The 14,593-nt window shown below is 73.7% G+C and carries 14 protein-coding genes; 6 read left to right on the forward strand and 8 right to left on the reverse strand.

What is annotated here, in order from left to right:
• Positions 1-359 precede the first annotated feature (359 nt).
• Positions 360-2,078, forward strand: a complete 1,719-nt coding sequence (locus HJC40_RS01670) for a substrate-binding domain-containing protein (protein ID WP_249997804.1) — start codon at positions 360-362, stop codon at positions 2,076-2,078.
• A gap of 15 nt (positions 2,079-2,093) precedes the next feature.
• Here HJC40_RS01670 and HJC40_RS01675 read toward each other — a convergent pair whose 3' ends face one another.
• From HJC40_RS01675 to HJC40_RS01710, 8 genes are all read right to left on the reverse strand, one after another.
• On the reverse strand, positions 2,094-3,530 hold the full coding sequence (locus tag HJC40_RS01675) for an NAD(P)/FAD-dependent oxidoreductase (RefSeq protein ID WP_249997805.1): 1,437 nt from the start codon (positions 3,528-3,530) through the stop codon (positions 2,094-2,096).
• The gene (locus HJC40_RS01680) at positions 3,527-4,618 is read right to left on the reverse strand and encodes a glycosyltransferase family 2 protein (protein ID WP_249997806.1); all 1,092 of its coding nucleotides are present in this window, start codon (positions 4,616-4,618) and stop codon (positions 3,527-3,529) included. The genes HJC40_RS01675 and HJC40_RS01680 overlap by 4 nt, the downstream gene beginning before the upstream one ends.
• Entirely contained in the window at positions 4,615-5,397 is a 783-nt protein-coding gene (locus HJC40_RS01685) for a carotenoid biosynthesis protein (RefSeq protein ID WP_249997807.1), read from the reverse strand. Before HJC40_RS01685 ends, HJC40_RS01680 begins: the two co-directional genes overlap by 4 nt.
• The gene (locus HJC40_RS01690) at positions 5,384-5,962 is read right to left on the reverse strand and encodes an N-acetyltransferase (RefSeq protein ID WP_249997808.1); all 579 of its coding nucleotides are present in this window, start codon (positions 5,960-5,962) and stop codon (positions 5,384-5,386) included. The genes HJC40_RS01685 and HJC40_RS01690 overlap by 14 nt, the downstream gene beginning before the upstream one ends.
• 7 nt (positions 5,963-5,969) lie before the next feature.
• The gene (locus HJC40_RS01695) at positions 5,970-6,629 is read right to left on the reverse strand and encodes a monooxygenase (RefSeq protein WP_249997809.1); all 660 of its coding nucleotides are present in this window, start codon (positions 6,627-6,629) and stop codon (positions 5,970-5,972) included.
• A gap of 5 nt (positions 6,630-6,634) precedes the next feature.
• Positions 6,635-7,123: a YbaK/EbsC family protein gene (locus HJC40_RS01700; protein ID WP_249997810.1), complete on the reverse strand. Its 489-nt coding sequence runs from the start codon at positions 7,121-7,123 to the stop codon at positions 6,635-6,637.
• Positions 7,124-7,133: 10 nt separating this feature from the next.
• Entirely contained in the window at positions 7,134-8,426 is a 1,293-nt protein-coding gene (locus HJC40_RS01705; protein ID WP_249997811.1) for a ferredoxin reductase family protein, read from the reverse strand.
• 75 nt (positions 8,427-8,501) lie between these two features.
• Entirely contained in the window at positions 8,502-9,296 is a 795-nt protein-coding gene (locus tag HJC40_RS01710) for an SDR family NAD(P)-dependent oxidoreductase (protein WP_249997812.1), read from the reverse strand.
• A 47-nt stretch (positions 9,297-9,343) separates the two neighbouring features.
• Here HJC40_RS01710 and HJC40_RS01715 point away from each other — a divergent pair, with 47 nt between their 5' ends.
• The 5 genes from HJC40_RS01715 (at position 9,344) to HJC40_RS01735 (ending at position 14,479) form a co-directional block, all read left to right on the forward strand.
• On the forward strand, positions 9,344-10,258 hold the full coding sequence (locus HJC40_RS01715) for a helix-turn-helix domain-containing GNAT family N-acetyltransferase (protein WP_249997813.1): 915 nt from the start codon (positions 9,344-9,346) through the stop codon (positions 10,256-10,258).
• Positions 10,259-10,297: 39 nt separating this feature from the next.
• The gene (locus tag HJC40_RS01720; RefSeq protein ID WP_249997814.1) at positions 10,298-11,401 is read left to right on the forward strand and encodes a sensor histidine kinase; all 1,104 of its coding nucleotides are present in this window, start codon (positions 10,298-10,300) and stop codon (positions 11,399-11,401) included.
• Positions 11,402-12,070 (forward strand): response regulator transcription factor, encoded by a 669-nt coding sequence (locus HJC40_RS01725; RefSeq protein ID WP_249997815.1) that lies wholly within the window; start codon positions 11,402-11,404, stop codon positions 12,068-12,070.
• Between the two features lie 75 nt (positions 12,071-12,145).
• On the forward strand, positions 12,146-13,135 hold the full coding sequence (locus tag HJC40_RS01730; protein ID WP_249997816.1) for an NAD(P)-dependent alcohol dehydrogenase: 990 nt from the start codon (positions 12,146-12,148) through the stop codon (positions 13,133-13,135).
• Positions 13,136-14,077: 942 nt separating this feature from the next.
• On the forward strand, positions 14,078-14,479 hold the full coding sequence (locus HJC40_RS01735) for an SAV_6107 family HEPN domain-containing protein (RefSeq protein ID WP_249997817.1): 402 nt from the start codon (positions 14,078-14,080) through the stop codon (positions 14,477-14,479).
• The last annotated feature ends 114 nt before the right edge of the window (positions 14,480-14,593 follow it).

The following is a 14,593-nucleotide window of genomic DNA, read 5'->3' on the forward strand; positions in this document are numbered from 1 at the left end:
GAACCGTTCCGATCGACCACGCTGCGCTTCGGGTCCGGGAGCGATCTCCAGCGGCCAATGAAGTGATGAGCATCGATGTCCGCAGGTCTGCGACCGGTGCCGCCGGAAGGCTGTTGCTACTGGTGAAGATGGGAAATCGATGGTGAACGCGATGGCGTGGCCGCAGGGTAGGTGAGGGGCCACGCTCTGTCTATCGGCAATGTGCCAATACGGGGCCGACCGTTGTCGGCCGCCGATATGTGATTACTATTCGCTCACGTTGTAGCGAGGCAGCTCGATGCGCCGATCTTGATCGCAGCCGCGATCCGGACGATCGGACGGCGCCGGACGAGCCGGAGGTAGAGGGAGAGGTGGGTGCGATGTCGGAAATGCCGCGGGGCAACCCGCGACCGATGGACGAGCCTGTCACTCACCACGGACCGCCCGGTGGCGGCGTCGGCCGTGTCCTGCTCGCCGCCGCTATCGTGCTGCTGCTGGTCGCCGTGGCCGGCGGCACGACCTGGTGGATGTACACCCGTGACCCCGCTCCGACGTCCAACACCGCCACCCCGACCCGCACGCCGTCGGCCTCGGCCTGCCCGGGCGTGAAGCTGCGCGTCGTCGCCGCCCCCGAGATCGCGCCGGTGGTGAGCGCCGCGGCCAAGACCCTCGACGACGACGAGCGCAACCCGTGCGACCCGATCGAGGTCGTCGCCGAGGAGCCGGGCTCCACCGTGTCGTCCGCGGCCAAGCCCGACGTCTGGATCCCGTCCAGCAGCGCCTGGGTGGGCATCGCCAACGCCGGCGGCGCCGCGTTCACGGCCGAGGGCAAGCCGATGGCCCACTCGCCGATCGTGCTGGCCGCCCCGACCGCGGTGACCGAGGGCCTGGCCAAGGGCGACCAGACGTCGTGGGCCCAGCTGACCGGGGCCGTGGCCGCCGGCAAGGTCGCCGCCGTCACCATGCCCGACGCGCAGGCCAGCACGATCGGCCTCCTCTCGGTGTACGGGGTCAACGCGGCGATGGCCCGCACGACGCCCGACAGCGGCATCGCCCAGCTGCGGGCGCTGACCCTGCGCAGCCGGCTCAAGGAGGCCTCGGTCGACCCGACCCAGCTGATGACCCGGCTGGCCGAGCAGTGGAACACCAACGGCGTGGTCTACGACGTCGGCGTGTTCCCGATCACCGAGCAGCAGCTGCGCACCTACCAGCGGGGCAAGCACACCGTTCAGCTCAAGGGCGCGTTCCCGGCCGACGGCATGGTCGAGGCCGACTACCCGTTCGCGGTCGCCAAGAACAACCAGGACACCGAGCTGACCGCCCAGCTGCGCGCCGCGATCACCCGCTCGTCGCTCACCAAGGCCGGCTTCCGCCCGGCGCCGATGCCCAACACGCTGCCGCTGCCCGAGAAGCCGGCCGCACTGCTCGCCCCGGCCACGATGTGGAGCGGATACAAGTCGCTCAGCACGCAGGTGCTGCTGCTCATCGACGCCTCCGGCTCGATGAACAAGAAGATCGCGGCCCCCGGTGGCCGCACGACCACCCGGGCCGGGCTGCTGCGCGAGTCGGGCCGGTTCGCAGCCGAGCTGTTCGCCGAGGACACCAACGTCGGGATGTGGTTCTTCGGCCAGCCGACGCCGACCAGCCCGCCGCACAAGGAAGTCGTGTCCTACGGGCCGGTCACCGGGCCGGTGAACGGCAAGCTCCGCCGGGACGCGCTGGCCAAGGCGATGGAGGACTACCGGGCGGCCGACAACTCCGGCACCCCGCTCTACAAGTCGGTGCTCGACGGCGTGGCCGAGATGCGCGAGAAGGTCTCGCCCGGCACGGTCACGCTGGTCGTGGTCCTGACCGACGGCGAGGACGGCGAGTCGACCTTCAAGATGACGCAGGCCCAGTTCATGGCCAAGCTGGCGGCCGAACAGGACCCGAGCCGCCCGGTCCCGGTCCTCGCCCTCGGCTACGGCCCCGACGTCGACATGAAGGCGTTGTCCGACATGTCCGAGGCGACCGGGGGCAAGGCGTTCCCCGCCACCAACCCGGCCGACCTGTCGTCCGCCATCGCCAAGGCGTTCCTGGCCGCTCACGCCCCGCGGTGATCCGGCGCGCCGGCGTCAGCCGGCGACCGGGCCGATGCGGTCGGCCACCATCTGGGCCGACAGCGTCACCATCGGCAGGCCGCCGCCCGGATGCACCGAGCCGCCGACCAGATGCAGGCCGGCCACGGGTCCGTGGTTGACCGGCCGCATCAGCCCGCCGGCCGTGCCATAGATGGCGCCGCCCGGGGCGGCCGTCGCGGCGGCCAGATCGGCCGGCGTGCGGGTCTCCCGGAAGACCAGCCGGTCGCGGACGTCGAGACCGCGCCGGGCCAGCACGCCGAGCACATGATCGGCGTACGCCTCGGCCAGCCCGGGCCGTCGCCAGTCCACCGCCCGCCAGTCCGTGCCGTGGCGGGGCGCGTTGATCAGCACGAACCAGGCCTCGCAGCCGGCCGGGTGCACCGCCGGATCGTCGGCCCGGGTGACGAACACGGTCGGGTCGTCGGCCGGTCGCGCCCGCCGCGACGCCGACCCGAAGATGTCGTCGAACTCGCGGTCGTAGTGCGACGGGAAGAACACCGTGTGGTGGGCCAGCGACGGCGTCTCGCCGCGTACGCCCAGGAGCAGCACGAAACCGCCCAGGCTGCGGTCGGTGAGCCCGGCCAGCCGCCGCGGTGACGGCAGCAGATCGCGGTAGACGGTCAGGGCGTCCACATTCGACACCACCGCGTCGGCCGGCGCCACCTCGCCGCTCGCCAGCCGGACGCCGGTGACCCGGCCGTCCTCGGTGGTGATCTTCCGGACTTCGGCGTCGCGCACGATCCGTACGCCCGCCGCGGAACACCGTGCGGTCAGGGCCGTGGCCAGGGTGCCCAGCCCGCCGGGCACGTACCAGCCGCCGAACGCCAGCTCCGCGTAGGGCACGGCGGCCAGCGCGGCCGGCGCCCGTCGCGGATCGGCTCCGGTGTAGGTGGCGTACCGGTCGAGCATCGTCCGCAGCCGGGGGTCGCGCAGGTAGTGCCGGCCGAGCGCGCGCAACGACCGGCCGGGAGCGATCGCGGCCAGGTCGCCGACCCGCCACGACAGCCCGGCCAGCGACGCCGGGGTCACCGGCTTGCGCAGCACCGACCGCCAGGACGCGTCCCAGATGCGCCGGGCGCGACGCCAGAACCGGTCCCAGTCCTGTGCCGCCTCCGGGCCGAGCGCCGCCGCGATGCGGTCGAGGAACTCGGCGTGCGTCGCCGACGAGTCGAGCACGGTGCCGTCGGCGAAGACGTGCCGCACCACCGGGTCGAGGGCCACCAGGTCGGGCTCGGCCTCGGTGAAGACCTGCGGCAGCGTGAGCAGGCTGGGGCCGGTGTCGAAGCGGAAGCCGTCCCGTTCGTACACGGCGAGCTTGCCGCCCAGGTCGCCGGACCGTTCGAACACCACCACGGAATGGCCGGTGGCGGCCAGGCGCGCGGCCGCGGTCAGCCCGCCGACCCCGGCGCCGATCACCACGATCCGGCTCATACCGGCCGCCCCCGCCAGGTCAGGCCGCCTCGCGCGTGCAGCCGGAACGACCGGGCCACGAGGCGGGCGAACAGCACGATCGAGACCGGGTGGGTCAGGGCGTCCGGCCACGCGCGCCCACCCGTCGCCCGGGCGGCCACCACCCGGCCCCCGACCCCCAGGGCGTACGCCGTGAGGGCGATCGCGGCCCACTCGGACTCACCCGCCGCGGCCAGAGCGGCGGCGGCGAGCGGCGGAACGCCGTACAGCAGAAGAAGGGAGACCACGACGGCGGCGGCGCCGGACCGCGTGCCGAAGGACGCCCAGAGCGACTTGGCGTACCCCGCGGTGAGTTCGCGCCACGAGTCGTACATGCGGCAGGTCGCCAGCCGGGAGGCGTCGGCCAGCGCGATCCGCCCGCCCGAGCGCTTCACGGCCCGGGCCAGCGCGATGTCCTCGAGGATCTCGGTGCGCACGGCCGCGTGGCCGCCGGCTCTGCGGTACGCCGGGGCGTCGACGACCAGCCACTGCCCGCCGGCCGCGGCCAGCGAGGGGCGCGGCGAGCTCTCCATCAGGCGTACCGGGAGGAAGGTCAGCCACGACCACTGCAGCAACGGTTGCACCAGCCGCCCGGCCCCGGTGATTCTCGGGTACGGCGACAGGAGGCCGGCCCGCGCCCGGCGCAACTCGGTCACGGCCGAGGCGATGGCGGCCGGCTCGAGCACCACGTCGGCGTCCACGAAGGACAGCACGTCGGCGTCCCCGGCCGCGTCGGCGAGTTGCTGACACGCGTGCGGCTTGCCCAGCCAGCCCGGCGGCAGCGGCGCCCCGGTGTGGAGGCGCACCTTGTCGCCGGCCACCGACCGCACGACCTCGGCCGTCCCGTCGGTGGACCCGTCGTCGAGCACGTGGATCGTCAGGCCGGGGACGCCGGTCTGGGCCAGCAGCGACTCCACGCACGGCCCGACCCGGCCGGCCTCGTCACGCACCGGCAGCAGCACGGCGACCCGCTCGGTCGTGGCCGTCGCGGCGGGCCGGCGCAGCAGCAGCGCGTTCACCGCGGTGTGCGCGGTCAGCGCGGCCCACGGCAGCAGCGCCAGCCACCTCACGGCCGGCCCCGCGCGGCCTCGAGCGGCGACCCCGATCGGCGCAGCTGGAGCACCACGGGCAGGACCGCCGCGCCCATCAGGACCCCGCCCCAGGCCGCCGACGCGGGCAGGCCGAGGAAGACGGCATGGGCCAGCACGGACGAAGCGTACGTCCAGAGCCAGAGAGCCAGCATCGGTGTGTCACCGGGCCGCGGCTCGTGGACCCTCGACAGGAAGCTCAGGGCCGTCATCAGCACCACCGCGAAGCCCAGCCAGCCCAGGTAGTTGCCGATCGGGATGCCGGGCACGCCGGGCAGCGCCGGGGTGGGGGACTGCCACTGCCAATAGCCCTCGGCCACCATCTGCGGGTCGAGGAAGAGGTCCCAGGCGGCCAGGCCGAACGCGGCCAGGCCGATGCGGGCCCAGCGGGCGACCGGCAGGCGCTGCGCCGCCAGCCAGGCCGGCCAGGCCATCCAGGTCCAGGCCAGCGGGATGATCAACGGGACGCCGAGCACCTTCGGGCCGAGCTGCCCCGAGTAGTCGTAGGTGCCGAACGGGAAGCCGGTGGCCACGCCGATCGCCTCGACCGCGAAGCCGCCCAGCGTGGCCGTGCCGATCAGGGCGAGCGCCGCGCGAGGACCGCGGGTGAGCAGCGCGTGCGTCACCGACAGCAGGTAGCCGAGCACGACGGTGGCCACGGTGATCGCGGCGCGCGTCCCGCCGGAGGTCAGCGGGTAGCAGATCTGAGCGAGGACCAGGGCCCCGAGCAGCGCCCAGGGCCAGCCTTTAGAGACCGACAATGCCGGGCGCGTCTTCCGCGGGGCGCTCGACGACCGGCAGGTCGCGGCCGAGGATGGCGAACGCGCGCTCGTCACCGGGGAAGTGGAAGTGGCGCAGCACGTCGGCGAAGCCGAACCGGCGGTAGAGCCGCCAGGCCCGGGACTTCTGCTCGTCGGCCTCGGGCGTGGAGAGCAGCACCGTCTCGCCCTCGGCCATCGCGAGCAGCGCGCGCAGCTGGCGGGCGCCCACGCCGTGCCCCTGGGCGGCCGGGCGGACGTGCAGCTCGACGACCTCGAAGCAGTCGCTCAGCCAGCGGTGCCGATCCGGCTCGCCGAGGTGGGAACGCACCTGGTCGTGCCACCACTGGCCGGAGCCGGAGGTGTAGCCGTACCCGAAACCGGCGAGCCGGCCGTCGGTGGTGAGTGTGGCGACCGCCCGGAAACCGGCCCGGCGCACGTGGGCGCCGATGTAGCCCCGGCGGGTCTGGAGCAGCTCCTTGCGGTAGCCCATCGCTTCGCCGTAGACGCTCACCACGTCGTCGAGCCGCCGCAGCAGGTCGTCCGGCTGCCACGCCACGAGCCTCATCGTCGAGTCACGCCTCTCTTGCTGTCCAGCCGAGCACCTCGCGGTCGCCGGAGATGTCGTCGACCGCGAATCGGGCGAAAAGCTCCTCGGCGTACCACCCATCGGTCGGCGTCCGTGCGATCACCGCTCGATGCTCCGGCTGACGGTACGCGAATCGGGCCAGGTCCGCCGCCTCACGCCACACGCTGATGGTGCCCTGGAAGCCGAGCGGCGCCTCGCCGATGCCGAAGTGGGCCAGCAGGCCGGGTGCTTGATCGACTTCCTGCGCCACGGGCGCGATGGCCTTCCAGAACGCCGGCGCCCGCGTCGGCCGCAGCCGCGCCCGGGTCAGTGCCAGCACCATGCCTTCGAATTTCCGGCCCTCGGATTCCCGGTTTGTCACCGCAAAAGGCTCGCGTCCCGACCAGCTGCCCCGGCTTGACAGGGGCGTGATGTCGATCCGCGCCTTCTTGACGGCCAGGGTGTCCCAGTGGTGCAGGACGACCGGCCGGTCGCTGACGGTCACCGCCGCGTACCGGGTCAGATCGGCGTCAGTGGGTCCGACACCGTCGGCCGTACCGAGAAACTTGGCGAATCGAGCCCGATGCGGACCTGGGAAGGCGAGCCGGAACATCGCGACCCCGACCCGGCGCCGCGGCACCCGCCAGACGTGCACTGTGACCGGCATCGGCGTCAGGCCACGTCGGCCGGCGTGCCGGCGGTGACCCGCACCAGCTCGGCGAACGAGATCGGGAACACGGCCTGCGGCACCCCGCCGGCCGCCCAGACGTCCTCGTACTGCTCGAGGGCGGTGTCGACCAGCGTGCGGACCGGTTTCGGGTGGCCCAGCGGGGCGACCCCGCCGATGGCCTGCCCGGTGTGCTCGCGGACGAACTCGGGGGTGGCCCGGCGCAGCTTGCCGAGTCCCAGCGAGGCGGCGACCTTGGCCGTGTCGACCCGGTGCGCGCCCGAGGTCAGCACCAGCAGCGGCTCCCCGTCCGCGTCGAAGATCAGCGAGTTGGCGATCTGGCCGACCTCGATGCACAGCGCCTCGGCGGCCGCCGCCGCGGTGTGCGCCGCGGAGTCCAGGACGATCACCTGCGACGGGGCGTCGTCGGTGGTGTGTGCGCCGGCGGCGTCCAGGGCGTCCTGCACGGCGATGACGTTGGGGTGTTCCCTCATCAGCCCATTCTCACCACCCGAACCGTTCCCGGTGCAGGCGGGCCGGGCGGACCCCGACCGCGCGGGCGGCCCGGAACACCGACGCGGCCCAGGCGTCGGGCCCGCAGACGTACACGTCGTGCCCGGCGATGTCGGGGGAGAGCGACCGCAGCGCCTCGGCGTCGTCGTAGTCGGCGTACTCGGCGGGCAGCCACGACCCGGCCTCGGCGCGCGGGCCGACCAGCGGCACCAGCCGGACGCCGCGATGCTCGGCCAGCCACGCGAGCTCACGGCCGAACGCCACCTCGTGCGGATGCCGGGTGCGATAGACCAGCGTGGCCCGGCCGTGCCCGTACGGCAGGTCCCAGAGCAGCGCGAGCAGCGGCGTCACCCCGACCCCGCAGGCCAGCATGGTGACCGAGCCGCCGGCGTAGGTGGCCGCGGTCATCCGCCCGTACGGTCCCTCGATCAGCACCCGCGTGCCCCGCCGCAGCGCCGCCACCCGTTCGCTGCCGTCACCCACCACCTTGACCGTGATGCGCAGGCTGTCGCCGCGCGGCGGCCCCGACAGCGAGAACGGATTGCCGCGCAGCGCGCCGCGGCCGTCCAGGAAGCGCCACACGAAGAACTGCCCCGCGCGGACCGGCAACCGGTCGAGCCGCCGCCCGCTCAGATAGACCGAGACCAGGCCGGGCGCCTCCGGGTCGACGTGGTCCACGGTCAGCCGGTGCCGCAGCGTCCGCCAGACCGGCAGGCCGAGTCGGAACACCAGCACCGAGCCGGCCGCGATCGCGTACAGGCTCCACCAGAACGCCCGGGCGGCCGGTGTGCGGAAGTCGGTGCCGAGCAGGAACTCGTGCGGCAGCGCCAGCCCGACGCCGAGATAGGCGTAGAGGTGCAGCAGATGCCACGACTCGTACCGCATCCGCCGGCGCGTACGACGCACCGACGTGACCACGACCAGGATCAACGCCGCCAGGGCGGCCAGCGCCAGGAGCATCCCGGGCTCGGTGGCCAGCCGCGGCCAGGGTTGCGTTTCCGCGTACGCCAGGAAGGCGAGCACGACGTGGGCCAGCAGCAGGTGGAACGACGCGAAGCCGGTCCAGCGGTGCCACCGGGCGAGCGTGTCCTGGCCGTACGCCCGCTCGACCCACGGGATGCGCGCCATCAGCACGACCTGGAGGATCAGCAGGTCGGCCGACCACAGCGCGGCGAGCCGGCCCCACGCGGCCAGGCCTCCGGGCGCCTCGTCCCGGCCCGCCGTCCACAATGCTGTGACGGCGAGCAGGGTGAGGGCCGCTGTCAGCCGGGCCGCGCTTCGCACGAAGCGAGACCGTACAAAGCCTTTCGCCGGGCCGGTAGGGGATCGTGAACAAGCCGTCGGTTTCGGGTTTTTCCGTTATCCGCGGACGCCGGTGGCCTCTTCACTGGCGTCCCAGAGCCGCGCGGCGGCGGCCGGATCGCTCGCGTGCGCGGCGGGCTTCTCGAGGTGATGGTCGACGTAGTAGCCGCCGTTGGTGAGACCGTCGGTGGTGGCCAGCCAGACCAGGAGCGCGCCGGCTTTCTCGGGCGTCACCAGGAAGGGCGCGTATTTGTAGAAGAACCGGGTCACCTTGCCCACGCCGAAGTTGCTGCGCACGACGCCCGGGTGGAACGAGACGCTGGTGATGCCGGGCCAGCGGCGGGCGGCCTCGGCGGCGAAGAGGATGTTGGCCGTCTTGGCCGCGCCGTAGGCCGGGAACGAGCGGAACCGGGCCGGGTTGCCCGCGAGGTCGTCCGGGTCGGGCGCGCCGCGCTGGTGCGCCCGCGAGGAGGTGTTCACCACCCGGCCGCCGGTGAGCCTGTCCCGCAGCAGGTGGGTGAGCAGGAAAGGCGCCAGGTGGTTGCCCTGGACAGTCGCTTCGAAGCCGTCCTTCGTACGGCGGTAGTGCTCGACCATGCCGCCGGCGTTGTTGGCCAGGATGTCGATCCTCGGGTACCGCTCGCCGATCCGGGCGGCGAGGTCGCGTACCTGATCGAGGTCTTCGAAATCCGCCCTCATCACCGTGGCGCCCGGGACCCGGCGCGCGGCCTGCTCGAGGCGCGCCGGAGTGCGGCCGACCAGCACCACCTCGTCGCCCGCGGCGGCGAACTGCTCGGCCGCCGCCAGCCCGACGCCCGAACTGCCCCCGGTGACGACCACGGTCCGGCTCATGGGATCTCCTGTCCTCCGGGGTCGATCTCTGACTAAGGTCAGAGATCGTGGATCAGATCGAGTTCGTGCGGGACTTCAACCGGTTCTACACGCAACGCCTCGGCGTGCTCAACGATCATTACCTGGGTCAGGGACGACCGCTCGGCGAGGCCCGGCTGCTCTTCGAGATCGGCGACGGCGCCGACCTGCGCGAGCTGCGCACCCGGCTGGGCCTCGACTCCGGGTATCTCAGCCGGCTGCTGCGGGCTCTCGGTGGCGAGGGCCTGGTGACGGTGCGGCCGCACCCCTCCGACGGCCGGGTGCGGATCGCGTCGCTGACCGGGGCCGGGCGGCGCGAGCGGGCCGACCTGGAGTCACGCTCCCGCGACAGCGTCGCCGCGCTGCTCGATCCGCTCACCGACGGCCAGCGCGAGCGATTGCTCGAGGCGCAGGCGCAGATTCGCCGCCTGGTGCGCCTGGCCACGGTCACCGTCGAGGCGGTCCCCGACGACGCGCCGGAGGCCCGTGAGTGTCTCGAGGCGTACGCCGGGGAACTGGCTCGCCGGTTCCCCGAGGGGTATGACGCCGCGGCCGCCCTGATCCCGCCCGGAGCCCTGACCGAGGGCACCTTTCTGGTCGCCCGGGAGGACGGCCGGCCGGTCGGCTGCGGGCTGTGGCAGGGGGCCTCCGGGTTGGCGGCTTCTGAGTCGGCGGCCGCCGGGGCGGCGGCCCTCCGGTCGTCGGCCGAGATCCGGCACCTGTGGGTGAGCCCGGCGGTGCGGGGGATCGGGCTGGGGCGGCGGCTGCTGGCCGCGCTCGAACGGGACGCCGCCGCGCACGGTGTCACGACGGTGCGCCTGGGCACGCACGGCTCGCTGACCGAGGCGATCGCTCTCTACCGCGCGGCCGGCTACCGCGAGGTCCCGTCGTACGACTCCTCGCCGTACAACCAGCTCGCCTTCGTCAAGGAGCTAGTACTTTAGGCCGGTCCGGTCCGGGCGCATCCTTCGTACGATCGGGGCGTGCACGAGTTGCTCCGCTCGGTGTGGCGGGAACCCCGGTCGCCCGGCGCGCCGGTCCGCGTCCGGCGCGACTGGGTGCTGCTGGGCGTCGTCGTCGTGGCCACCGTCCTCGAGGGTCTGCTGACCGCGGCCTGGTCCGGCATGATCCTCGGGCTGCTGCTGGCCCCCACTCTGCTCCTGCGCCGCACCCGGCCGTTGCTGATGGTCGCGATCGCGTTCCTGGTCTGCCTGTTCTGGCTCGACCCGGGGAACGGCACGCTGGCCTATCTGCTCGTTCTGCCGTACGCCCTGTTCCGCTGGGGTTCGGGGCGCGAGGCACTGGCCGGCGCCGCGCTGATCTTCGCCAAGATCACGGTGTCCGCCGCCCTCGGCCACATCGGCGCCACCGACCTGCTCCTCGGGTTCGTCGCCATGATCGCGGCGTTCGCGCTGGCCACCACCTTCCGCTACCGCGCCCGGCTGCTCGGCCGCCGGCTCGACGAGGTCAAGCTGCGCGAACGCGAACGGCTCGCCCGCGATCTGCACGACACCGTGGCCCATCACGTCTCGGCGATGGCCATCCGGGCCCAGGCCGGCATCGCGGTGGCCCGGCGGGAGCCCGAGGCCGCCGTCGACGCGCTGCGGGTCATCGAGGCCGAGGCGACGCGCGCCCTCGCCGAGATGCGCACGATGGTGCGCGCGTTGCGTCAGGCCCAGGCCGGTGGTCTCGCGCCCAGCCCCGGGCTGGCCGACCTGCGCGGCCTGGCCGGCCGGTCGCCGTCCGGCCCGGTGGTCTCGGTCGAGCTGACCGGCGACCTCGACGACGTTCCCGCCACCGTCGGCACGGCCGTCTATCGCCTCGCGCAGGAGTCGGTGACCAACGCGCGGCGGCACGCCCGGCACGCCACTCGCATCTCGATCCGCGTGGCCGCCGACGACGCCGTGGTGCGCCTGCACGTCAGCGACGACGGCGAGGCCTCCCGGGCCTCCGTGGTCACCGGGTTCGGCCTGGCCGGCATGGCCGAGCGGGCTGGCCTGCTCGGCGGCACGTGCGAGGCCGGCCCCGGCCCGGGGCGCGGCTGGACGGTCACCGCGGCGCTGCCACGCGCCGGGGCAGCTGTCTAGATGAACGACGACATCCGGGTGGTCGTCGCCGACGACCAGGAGATCGTGCGCACCGGCCTGACCATGATCCTCAACGCCGAGCCCGGCATCCGGGTCGTGGGTGAGGCGCCCGACGGCCGCCGCGCTGTCGAACTGGCCCGGCAGCTCCGCCCCGACGTGTGCCTGCTCGACATCCGGATGCCCGGCATGGACGGCATCGAAGCCACCCGTCGCCTTGCCGGCCCCGCGGTCACCGACCCTCTGGCCGTGGTCGTCATCACCACGTTCGATCTCGACGACCACGTCTATGCCGCTCTGCGCGCCGGGGCCCGCGGCTTCCTGCTCAAGGACGCCGGCACGGCCCTGCTGAGCCAGGCCGTGCACGCCGCCGCCCGCGGTGACGCCCTGATCGCCCCCAGCGTCACCACGCGCCTGCTCAGAGCCTTCGCCGACGCGGGTCCGGCCGGTCCGCGGGCGCAGCCCGTCGACCCGCTCACCGACCGCGAGGAGCAGGTGCTGGCCGCGGTGGCGCGAGGCCGCACCAACGCGGAGATCGGGGCCGAGTTGCACATCGGCCTGAGCACGGTCAAGACCCACATCGCCGCGCTGATGGCCAAGCTCGTGGTCCGCAACCGGGTGGAGATCGCCATGTGGGCCTACGAGACGGGCCGTACTTCCGGCCACCCCTGACTCCCGCCATCGGCCGGCTCCGGTCCGGCCTCCGCTCCGATGAAACCGGCGCCCGCCCCGGTCACGCTGAGCCGCATGAAGGCCATCTGTCAGGAGAAGTACGGCGTCCCGCGGCTCGAGGACGTGGCCGAGCCGCAGCCCGGCCGGGGCGAGGTGCGGGTGCGGGTCCGGGCCGCGTCGGTCAACGCCCGTGACTGGCACGTGATGCGCGGCGACCCCTATCTGGGGCGGCTGCTGCTGCCCGCGGTGATGGGACCGCGCGGGCCGCGACGCCGGATCAGGGGCACCGACTTCGCGGGAACGGTCGAGTCGGCCGGCGCCGGGGTCGACCGCTTCCGGCCCGGCGACGAGGTCTACGGCGATCTGGGTGACGCGCACGGAGCGTTCGCCGAGTACGTCTGTGCTCCCGCGGACCAGATCGAGTTCAAGCCGGCCGGACTCGGCTGGGAGCAGGCCGCCGCGCTGCCGCTGGCCGGGGGAACGGCCCTGCTGGGCCTGCGCGGCCGGGTGCGGGCCGGCCGGAGCGTACTGATCAACGGAGCCTCGGGTGGGGTGGGCACGTTCGCCGTTCAGATCGGCAAGGCGCTCGGCGGGTCGGTGACGGCCGTGTGCAGCACCCGCAACGTCGATCTGGTCCGCTCGCTGGGGGCCGACGAGGTCGTCGACTACACCAGGAGCGACTTCGCCCGCCTCGGCCGTCGCTTCGACGTGGTGTTCGACCTGGTGGGCAACCGGTCGCTGGGCGATCTGCGGCGGACGGTGGCGCCGGGCGGGACGCTGGTGCTCTCCGGCGGTGGTACGTCGCGCGGCCGGCCCCGGGTGTTCGGGCCGATGCGGCTGATCCTCGGGGCCCGGCTCGCGGCCCGGTCGTCCCGCTCGGGCCCGCGCATCGAGGTGCCGGCGACGGCGCCGAGCCGGGAGCTGCTGGCCGAGCTCCGCGAGCTCGCCGAGGCGGGCCGGTTGCGTCCGGTGATCGATCGCACCTATCAGCTGGCCGAGGTGCCCGAGGCGATCCGGTATGTCGAGGAGGAGCACGCCCGGGCCAAGGTCGTCATCACAGTGTGAACTTCCCCGGGCCCACTCGGGTTCGCTGTCTTGCGTTTTTGTCGTACGTCAGTGCTAGTCTTCTTCTTGGTTAGAACGGATGTTCGAACACCTTCGAACTTCGAGGTCCGCCTTCGAGGTTCGGGGCGGATGTCCGGTCTGGCTACGGGAGCGGTGTTTCGCGGCGCGGCTCCCGGGTGCGGCACCCGCGAAGTGCCGCGCGTGAGGTTCCGGGCATTCGCGGGTCCGGGCCTTCAGACAAGGCAGGACCGTCGTCCGCTCCCCCCGACCCCCGGGTGGCGGACGGCGGACCCGCCGGCAGGTCCGGCCGGGTGTGGTGTGGGGAAGCTTCACACCCGGCCGGTCACCCACCACGGGCTGCTGCGCCTTCCTCCGCAGCGCCTCGGTTCGACCCGGCACGTCGGATGCGAGACACGCGAGGAGAAACACATGGCGAGCCACACAGCGCCGAGCCTTTGGCCGGCTCCCGACCTGGCTTCTGCCGTCCAGCCCAGCCAGGCGGCCGCCGAGCCGGCCCACGCCCGCACGGCCGTGCGCGGTTCGGCCTCCGTCCATCCGGCGATACCCGGCCTGGCCGTGTCCGGCTCGGCTTACGCCGACTCCGCGACGCCGCGCCCGGCTCAGGGGCCGGCGACTTCCAGCCACCGGTCCACCTCGGGCGTGCCCACCTCTCGTCCGGCCCCGCCTGGTCCGGCTGCGCCCGGCGCGACCGCTTTCCGCCAGGCCGCGCCGGTGACGGTCGCGCCTCGGCAGGCTGTTCCCGGTCCGGCTGTCGCTGGGCCGGCTGTTCCCGGTCCGGCTGTTCCCGGTCCGAGCGTTGCTGGTCGGACTGTTGGTGGGCCGGCTGTTCCTGGTCCGGCTGTTCCCGGTCCGGTTGCTCCGGGGCTGGCGCATGCGCCGACCGCGGCTGCCCGGGCCGACGCCCCTACCGTGCCGGCGCACATGCTGCCCCAGCGCACTCCGGCCCAGTTGCTGGCAATCGCCCGCGAGGGCCTCGCCGAGGCGGCGCGCACCGGGCCCGACGGCCTGCGCTACGCGGCGGCTCACCTGGCCGCCTTGCGCGCCGCGGCCGCCGTGCTCGCGGCTCGCGCCCGTCCCGCCCCGGCCAGCCGTCGCAGCCGGGTGACCAGCGTCTGGTCGCTGCTGGTGCTGGTGGCGCCCGACTTCGGCGAGTGGGCCAACTATTTCGCCCTGGGCGCCTCCAAGCGCGCCGCGGCCGAGGCCGGCATCCCACGCGTGGTGAGCCCGCGCGAGGCCGACGACCTCCTGCGGGCCGCCGAGCAGTTCGTGGCCGTCGTCGAGTCCGCCCTGGGCCTCACCTACCAGCCTCCGCTGGCCGCCTGACCTTCCCCGCGGTCCCGTCGGGCCGCAGTCCGGCCTCACCGTGATCTTCCGGCTGAGCGCTCGCCGGCCACTTCGGCGAGCGTCTCGTCGTCGCGCCCGGCTGCGCGTGCCCTG

Origin of the sequence: Actinoplanes sp. M2I2 (genome assembly GCF_023544445.1) — a bacterium.
In the GTDB taxonomy this organism is placed as follows: domain Bacteria; phylum Actinomycetota; class Actinomycetes; order Mycobacteriales; family Micromonosporaceae; genus Actinoplanes.